Source organism: Phycisphaerales bacterium (genome assembly GCA_035627955.1).
In the GTDB taxonomy this organism is placed as follows: Bacteria; Planctomycetota; Phycisphaerae; order Phycisphaerales; family UBA1924; genus JAEYTB01.
This window is the reverse complement of record DASPKU010000005.1, coordinates 53,244-60,319: the sequence shown is the minus strand read 5'-3', so window position 1 is coordinate 60,319 and position 7,076 is coordinate 53,244. Positions and strand designations below refer to the sequence as shown.

5 protein-coding genes are annotated in these 7,076 nt (G+C 68.4%); all 5 read right to left on the bottom strand.

Annotated features, from left to right (window positions below; genetic code table 11):
- Positions 1 to 137 (bottom strand): NAD-dependent epimerase/dehydratase family protein (locus VD997_04470; GenBank protein ID HYE61230.1); only part of this gene is annotated, 137 nt, incomplete at its 3' end.
- 3 nt (positions 138 to 140) lie between these two features.
- Positions 141 to 896, bottom strand: coding sequence for a sugar phosphate nucleotidyltransferase (locus VD997_04465; protein ID HYE61229.1), 756 nt, complete (start codon positions 894 to 896; stop codon positions 141 to 143).
- A gap of 240 nt (positions 897 to 1,136) precedes the next feature.
- Positions 1,137 to 1,844: a hypothetical protein gene (locus tag VD997_04460; protein HYE61228.1), complete on the bottom strand. Its 708-nt coding sequence runs from the start codon at positions 1,842 to 1,844 to the stop codon at positions 1,137 to 1,139.
- Positions 1,845 to 1,898: 54 nt separating this feature from the next.
- Positions 1,899 to 2,639, bottom strand: a complete 741-nt coding sequence (locus VD997_04455; GenBank protein HYE61227.1) for a hypothetical protein — start codon at positions 2,637 to 2,639, stop codon at positions 1,899 to 1,901.
- Positions 2,640 to 2,891: 252 nt separating this feature from the next.
- The gene (locus tag VD997_04450; protein HYE61226.1) at positions 2,892 to 7,073 is read right to left on the bottom strand and encodes a tetratricopeptide repeat protein; all 4,182 of its coding nucleotides are present in this window, start codon (positions 7,071 to 7,073) and stop codon (positions 2,892 to 2,894) included.
- Between the last annotated feature and the right edge of the window lie 3 nt (positions 7,074 to 7,076).

The following is a 7,076-nucleotide window of genomic DNA, read 5'->3' as shown; positions in this document are numbered from 1 at the left end:
GGGAGCAGATTGTCCAGGTTGCCCGCGTAGGTGAGCTTGTCGAGGACGGTGATCTCGGCCCGCGGGTCTGACCTCAGGAGGTTGTGGACGAAGGCCGAGCCAATGAAGCCGGCGCCGCCGGTGACCAGGACGCGCACGGCTCAGACCCGGTCCCGGACGCGATTGGCGCCGTGCTCGGCCACGAAGTCGAAGGCCTGATGGTAGGAATCGATCGACTCGCCGGCGTCGCCCCACCACCCCGAGATGACGTCGTGCTCCATCAGCCCGCGGTCGATGTATTCGTTGTTCACGTCGGTGATCTCGAGCTCGCCGCGGCCGGAGGGCTTGAGGGTCTTGCAGATGTCGAAGACGGTGTTGTCGTAGAAGTAGATGCCGGTGACGGCGAAGTTGCTGGGAGCCTTCTTGGGCTTCTCGATAATCTCGGCGATGCGGCCGACGCCGGGCTCGCCCTCGAAGCGGCAGACGCCGAAGCGCTCGGGGTCGGGGACTTCCTTGAGGAGGATCTTGGCGCCGGAGGGCTGGGTGAAGAAGTCGCCGGCGGCGCGCTTGATGTTGCCCTCGATGATGTTGTCGCCCAGCACGACGCAGACCTTGTCGCCGTCGGCGAAGTCCTCGGCGAGCTTGAGGGCGTCGGCGATGCCGCCCTCGCCCTCCTGGTAGGTGTACTCGAGGTGGCGGCAGCCCAGGTGCTTGCCGTTCTTGAGGAGCTTGAGGAAGTCGCCCGCGTGCTCGCCGCCGGTGACGATGAGGATGTCACGGATGCCCGCGTTGAGCAGGCACTGGATGGGGTAGTAGATCATGGGCCGGTCGTAGACCGGGAGGAGGTGCTTGTTGGTGACGAAGGTGAGGGGGCGCAGACGCGAGCCCAGACCACCGGCGAGGATGATGCCCTTCATGAAGTGAACTCCCTCCGACGTACGCCGCGGGTTGAGCGGCGGCCCAGTCTGAATATCGGCCAATGGTGTCCGCCGATGCCGCGCCGGGGCGGCGGATCAGGCGGGTGGAACAGTTCCCGGCCCCAACTGGCCGGAAGTACGTCCTAGTTTCACATACAAACCGGGCCCCCGCCGGGCTGGGATGAAAAAAAAGGGCCCGCCCTGCGGCGAGCCCCTCGGAAACGGGTTCTGGGGAAGGGCTTAGCGGCGCTTGCGGCGGATCGCCAACAGGCCGGCCAGGGCGAGCACGGCAGGGCCGGCGGGGGAGGGGACCACGGTGACGGTCGCCCCGAAGGCGAACTCGCCGCTCTGACTGAAGGCGGACTGGTCGCCGGCGACGCTGACGAGCTGCCACTGGTCACCGGAACGGGTGACGTACTGGAACGTGGAAGGCTCGACCAGGCCCATGGGGCCGGTCTTCTGGAAACGCCACGTGAGGGCAGTGCCCTGGCGGAGGTTGGACCAGGCGAAGCCGTCGCCGCCGCCGGAGGCGTCCCACGCAAAGTCGCCGAAGGCGATGCGGGTAGGGCCGCTGGGGAACACCATGATGGGGTCGGTGGAGAGGCCCAGGGAGAGGGCATCGCTCACGCCGTTGAAGTGGATGCCCGAGGCCGAGGGGCCGCCGACTGGGGCGATGAGGCTGTCGATCAGTGCGACCATTGCGAGGCCGGAGTCGGTGTCCACGGCGGCGAACGTGATCCGGCCGTCGGTGGTGATGCCGTCGGCGTTGAGCTGCGCGTGGAGCGCGGCGAGGGCACCGGGGGCCAGGGACGGACCGGCGCCGAAGGCGGGCGCGGAGCCGGAGACCATGTCGAAACCGCCGCCGATCCCGGACACGTGGATCACGCCCGCGCTGGCGGCGGAAGCCAGGCAGGTCGCGGCGGCGAGGCAAAGGGCCGAACGGAACATCTCACTCTCTCCTTGAACAGACGGAGGCACGAAACGGGTTGTGGGCAGACGAGATCAGCGGCGGCGGCGAATCAGGCCGACGCCGGCGAGGGAAACGCCGGCCATCGCGGCAGCGCCGGGCAGCGGGATCACGCGGGCGCCGTAGCCGAACTGGCCGGCGTCTGTGAAGGAGCCCTGCTGGGGCGTGATGGGGACGAGTTCCCAGGAGTTGCCGTTATAGGTGACGAACTGGAAGGTGTTGGGATCATCGAGGCCGAGCGTGGTGCCGGCGATCTTGTCAAAGTGGAAACTGAGGGCGTTTCCCTCCACAAGGTTGGCCCAGCCGAAACCGTCGCCGGCGGCGTGGCTGTCCCAGTTAAAGTCGGCGACGGCCAGGCGCGAGGAGATCGAGTTGGGGGTGATCATCACGGAGGAGGCGATGTTGTTGATGTAGGCCATGTTCTGGCCGTGGCCGAAGCTGGCCATGTGGATGGCGGCGTCTGGGGACTGCTGGGTGGGGTTCGTCTCGTGATCGATAAGGATCAGGAGGGCAAGGCCGTGGTCGGTGTCAGCCAGGAGCGTCGTGACCTTGTTGTCAGTGATGATGCCGTCGGCGTTGAGGGCGGCGTGCACGCTGGCGAGGGAGGTGTTGGACCAGCCTGGCTGCCCGGCGCCGAAGACGGTGGCGCTGAGGTCGCCTGAGCGGAGCGTGATGCCGCCGCCGAGCTGCTCGATGACCACGGTGCCCGCGAACGCGGGGGACAGCGCGACACTCGCCGAAAGGGCGGCGAGCCCGACCAGGAACGACGTCTTCATATCTGCGGCCTCTCTTCCAAGCTCTCGTCAAACAGACCGAAAGCGGGTGGAAACCCGCTGCCGGGAATATACGCCGCGGGCGCAAGTATGGAAGCGGCAACGTGTTCGGAAGTGGATTGCGGCGACAAGATGTCCGTTATTCAGACGCTTCCGGGCGTGCGGGCGAGTCTGATAACCACGGGGCGCGGTGTGCGTACGAAAAAGCCCGGCGCGGGCCGGGCTTGTGGCGGGCGGGGCAGGGTTCCCTGGAACTCAGCCGAGCTTGGCACGGAGCGCCTTGATGCGCTCTAGAACCTTGGCGTCAGTCGGCTTGTTGGGCGAGGACTCGATGCGGTCGAGGATCGGGCGGGCCTCGGTCCCGCGCTCCTGGGCCACGAGCGCTTCGGCAAGGCCGACGCCGGCTTCGATACCGCTGGGGTCGAGGTCGATGGCCTTACGGAAGGCGGACTCGGCGTCCTTCGCCTGGTTGGCGCGGAGGAGGCAGACGCCGTGCGTTTCGAGGAAGGCCTTTCGGAGCTGCGGGCCGGCGACCGAGCGTTCAGAGAGCTCGACGGCGCGGGCAGAGAGTTTCACGGCCTCGCCGACTGTGTCCGGGCTGTCGCACAGCAGGTAGGCGAGGTTGTTGAGCAGGGGCGGGTCGTTGGGCAGCTGCTCCATGGCGACGCGGTAGAGGCGGATGGCCTCGGCGCGGTTGCCCCGGCCCTCCTCGCAGCCGGCTGAGTAGAGGGCCGCGGGCGTCCGGGTGCGGGTGTCGTCGAGGGCGGGACGCATGACCTCGACGGCCTTGGCGAACGCGGCTTTGTCCGAGCGCTTGCTGCCGGCGGAGTAGAGGACGCGCCCGAGCTCGACGCGGGTCGTGTTCTGCGTAAGGAGGATGGGCTCGATGCGTCCGAGCCACTCGGTCTGCTGCTTGCCCTCGAGCTTCTCGGCCACTCGGAGAGCGGTGAGCGCCCACGCCTCGCCGGTGTCGATACGGGGCCAGATGAGGGACTTGGCGTCCGCCTCGCGCCCAACGGCGGCGAGCACCTCGGCGTACTGGCCGAGCGGGCCGGGGTTTTTGTCCGCTTCGCTGATGATGCGGTTGCGCCAGCGGTCCATCTTCTGGAGCGCTTCGGGGTAGCGGCCGAGCATGGCGAGGATGGCGCCGCGGACCATGTCGGGCTCGTAGGACTCGGCTCCGAGGCGCTGGCCCCAGGCGTCGGCGGTGACGAGGGCCTCGTCGAGCATTCGTGCCTCAACGAGGACTTCGGTCGCGAGTTGCGCCGGGCGCGGGTCGATGGGCATGGCTTTGAGGGCGGCGCGGGAGGCGTCGACGGCTTCGCGGACCTGGCCTCGCTGCATGCGGGCCTGCACCAGGAAGCGCCAGCCGGGAAAGAAGGCGGGGTGGTCGCGCGTGAGGGCTTCAAGCTTCGCAACCCACTCGGCGACCTGGCGTGGGTCCTGCTCGAACTCCTGGATAGCCTGCGCGAGGCGGCGGAGCGCGGGGTCGGCGTTGGCGTTGTTCATCGCGTCGACGATCTCGGCCATGACCTGGGCGTTGTTGGCGCCTTCGCCCTGGCCCAGCGCCATGAAGCCCTTGATCTGGCGGAGGCGGGGGTTGTTGGCGTCGATGGCAAGGCCGCGGTCGAGGGCCTTCTGGGCGTCGGCAAGGCGGCGCTGCTTGAAGTAGAAGGCGGCGAGCTCGGCGACGGACTCGGCCTTGTTGTCCTTGGCCTGCTCGATGTACTGCTGCTCCGCAAGCTCGGGGTGCTTGTGGCGGTCGAAGAAGGTGGCGAGGATAAGGGAGCGGTTGGCGTTGGAAGTGGCGGGGAGCTTCTGCTCGAGGACCTGGCGGCCCTTGTCGAAGTCGCCCTGGCTGGCGTAGAAGTCGGCGATCTGGATGACCACGAGCTCGGAGAGGTCCTTGGCGGCGGCGAGCTCATCGAGCACGGCGCGGGCGGCGTTCACGTCGCCCTTGCGGTAGAGCACGGCGGCGTAGGAGTACCTGTCCTCAACGCTGCCGCTCTTGATGAGCTGCGAGTAGTCGGCCAGGGCGTGGTCCCACATGCCCTGTGCCGAGAGCAGGCGGGCGCGGCGGCGGATCATCTCGGGCGTGAGGCGCGGGACCTTGGTGAAGGCGAGCAGCCGGCGGGCGGCCTCCTCGGTGCGGCCGGACTGCTGGAGCAGCTCGACCAGGCGCGGGTAGAACATGGGGCGGTCGGCGTCGGCGTCGACGGCCTGGGCGAGCAGCTCGATGGCGCTGTTGCGGTCGCCGAGCAGGATCTGGGCTTCTGCGTAGAGGGCGAGGCCCATGAGGTTGCGCGGGTCGGTCTTGAGGACCTCGGCAACGAGCTGCACCACCTGCGACGCGCGCTGCTGGCTGGGGTTGAAGGTGAGGAGGCGGCGGGCCTCCTGGAGCTTCCAGCCGCTGCCGCCCTTGCCGGTGACGTTGCGGAGGCGCTCGATGGCGGTGGTGACGGTCTGCTCATCCTTCCAGGCGCACTGGGAATCGAGCAGCGCCGCCTGCACCCACGCGGTGCTGGGGTTTTCGTCGGCGAGGCGGGTGTAGAGGGCGAGGGCGCCGGGGTCGTTGAGGTAGTCCAGGTACATCGCCAGGCGGACGGTGTACTCGACCTCGCGCGAGCCCTTGTTGCGCTGGATGGAGCGCTCGAGGAGGGCGCGGCCCTGTTCGCGCTGGCCGTTGTCGGCGAGTTGGAGGGCCGATTGGAGGGCGAGCTCGGGGGTCTCGGCGTCGGCGGCGGCGCGGGCGAGCACCTGCTCGCTCAGCGCTGGATTGCGCCGACGGAGCGCGGCGGAGAGTGCGGAGAGGACGGAGGATTCGGGCGGTGGGCTGGCTTCGAGCAGCGAGCGCACAATGGTCTCGGCCTCGCCCTGGCGGTTGACGGCGAGGTAAATGCGGGCGGCGAGGGCCTTGAGCTCGAGGTCCTTGGAATCGCTGGCGACGATCTGGTCGGCGAAACGGGTGATGCGCTCGATCTTGTCGGTGCTGCCCTGGTCTCCTTCGACCAGACGGGTGTAAGCGCGGGCGAGCATGGTGTACTCGGCGGGACCCTGGCGGGCCTTGATTGCTCCCTCGGCCTCGGCAACCGCCTGGTTGACGTCGCCGTTCATCAGCAGGATGTTGACGAGCGTGACGCGGGCGACGCGCCACGTCGGCTGATCCCGGACGAGGAGCTTGAGGCGGGCCGCGGCCTGGCGCCACTCGCCGACGCGTTGGTCAACGTCGCCCTCGATGAACTCGGCGAGGTCGCTCTGGGGTGCGTAGCCGCGGGCGGCGACCAGGTGCGGGCGCGCGTCCTGGGGCTTGCCGGCGGTGACGAGAGACTGAGCCTCGAGGATCTCGCCCCAGTAGAGGGCTTCCTTGGTGCTGCGGGCCTTGAGCTCGGCCGTGAGCGGGGCGACTTCGGCGCTGTCGAGCTTCTTGCCGCTGACGAGCTGGAAGTACGCGGCCCAGCCGAGGGCGTTGTCCTTGGCGGCCTTGAGGTTGGTGGGGTCGCAGGCCTTGGCAATGGACTGGAGGGCGGCCGTGGTGTTGCCGTGCTTCCAGGAGCGCTGGGCGGCGACGACGGCGATGTCCTGCGAGAACTTGCACTGGAGCTCGCGCTGGAGGAGCTCGTCTCCGAGCGGGTGGAGGGTCGAGTCGATGTTGCTGAAGAGGTCGAGGAGGGCGAGGACCTCTTCCGCCGCGCGGGGGGAAGTCATGGGCATCGCCGCCGCCTTCTTGGCGAGGATGACGGCCTTGGCGTTCTCATTCTTGTGGGCGTAGACGGCTGCCTGCATGACGACGTAGCGGGGCTCGTCGGGCTTGCCAGCCGCGAGAGAGTCGGCGAAGGCGGCGATCTCGTCCTTGCTGACGTTGCCCGAGGCCATCATGCCGACGAGGTCCTTGTTGGCGTCGACGTCGTCGGGGTAGGCGGCGGCGCGCTTCTTGGCGACCTCGATGGCCTCGGGCCACTTGCCGGTGCTGGCCAGGAGGAACGCCTTGACACGGAGGGCCTCGTTGTGCGCAGGCGTGATCTTGAGGAGTCGGTCGGCGGTCTGGAGCGCCTCGGTGCGGTAGTTGGCCTGGGAGTAGAGGTCGAGCAGGAGTTCGAGGGCGGCGACGTCGTCAGGCGCCGCCTCGCTGGCGAGCTTGGCGTAGGGGATCGCCTCGGCGATATGACGGCGGTTCTCCAGCGGCACGCTCTTGCGGGCGTTGGCGATCATCAGCAGGGCCTTGGGGTCCTTGCGGTTCTGGCTGATGTAGTAGCCCAGCTTGTCCATCGTGCCGGGGTAGTCGCCGGCCTCATAGGCGGCGGTGCCCTCGCGCAGGGAGACGTCCATCTTGCGGTTGCGGTGGACTTCCTTGAACGCGTAGGCGCTTCCTACGGCGACGGCGAGCACGACCGGCACGCCCACCAGCAGCGTGATGCGCTTCTGCTTCCTTCGAGACATATT

Bases quoted from the DNA above. Each gene is read 5' to 3' on its own strand.
- VD997_04460 (HYE61228.1), bottom strand. From the start codon at position 1,844: ATGTTCCGTTCGGCCCTTTGCCTCGCCGCCGCGACCTGCCTGGCTTCC.
- VD997_04450 (HYE61226.1), bottom strand. From the start codon at position 7,073: ATGTCTCGAAGGAAGCAGAAGCGCATCACGCTGCTGGTGGGCGTGCCG.
- VD997_04465 (HYE61229.1), bottom strand. From the start codon at position 896: ATGAAGGGCATCATCCTCGCCGGTGGTCTGGGCTCGCGTCTGCGCCCC.
- VD997_04455 (HYE61227.1), bottom strand. From the start codon at position 2,639: ATGAAGACGTCGTTCCTGGTCGGGCTCGCCGCCCTTTCGGCGAGTGTC.